At 39.1% G+C, this 573-nt stretch carries 1 protein-coding gene; it reads left to right on the forward strand.

Annotation, left to right across the window (positions count from 1 at the left end; all coding sequences use genetic code 11):
* The coding region (gene rpsI / locus ACS8FD_RS23185) for a 30S ribosomal protein S9 (protein WP_439277586.1) at positions 1–147 on the forward strand (147 nt) is incomplete at its 5' end.
* Positions 148–573: the final 426 nt, after the last annotated feature.

Consider the following 573-nt stretch of genomic DNA (forward strand, 5'->3'; position numbering starts at 1 on the left):
ATTACTCGTGCATTAATCGAACTTGACGACACCAACAAATCTACGCTAAAAGCCGCTGGTTTTGTTACTCGTGACTCACGTCAAGTTGAACGTAAGAAATTGGGCCTACGTAAAGCACGTAAACGTCCACAATTCTCGAAGCGTTAATAAAAGCTGTTTATCGTTTTACTGTTATAGTTGTCTTTTTCTCAGAGTTATACTAATAGCATCAAGTAAAACGCTAGATTTGCAAAACCTTATAAGCTGGTCACAGCTTATAAGGTTTTTTTATGCTTAAAGCTTAATAGTAGTCATATTAAACGCTAATGTACTCAATAGCCTGGCTTTATAAACTGTTAAACACTTCGCTTTTATAGTCAAAACCAACTTGCAAACCAGCTACCGCTACCCCATCATGATAGTAACTTTTCATCATTAGCCTCGACGATATAGCCCAATGCTATAGATGCCACAAACAGTGCTGTAAAAGGACATTATGAAAGCGCCCGAACAATACGATCCAAGTAAAACACCCTCAAAGAACAGTACACTATCGCAGAGCGTACAGCAGTCTGCTAAATCGCCGGCTATTCC

Source organism: Psychrobacter sp. 1U2, assembly GCF_051847575.1.